1 protein-coding gene is annotated in these 236 nt (G+C 39.4%); it reads left to right on the top strand.

Features of this window, described 5'->3' with window-relative positions; all coding sequences use genetic code 11:
• Positions 1–236: aminopeptidase N C-terminal domain-containing protein (locus tag ACFIK8_RS12805; protein ID WP_375669637.1), on the top strand; the 236-nt coding region annotated here is incomplete at both ends.

Raw genomic sequence — 236 nt, 5'->3', positions numbered from 1 at the left:
TTTTGAAAGCCGATATCGGCATGACCCTTTGGTCATGGATAAATGGTTCTCTATTCAAGCAATGGTTGCGCGAGAATCAACACTTGACCATATTAAAAAACTCATGCAACACCCGCTTTTTTCACAAGATAACCCCAATCGTGTACATGCTTTGATTGGTGTCTTTGCATCTAACAACCTAACGGGTTTTAACAGAGTTGATGGTGCATGCTATCATTTTCTTTGCCAAATCATTT

Source organism: Bartonella sp. MR168JLCBS, from assembly GCF_042194175.1.
This window is presented reverse-complemented; position numbering and strand designations above follow the sequence as displayed.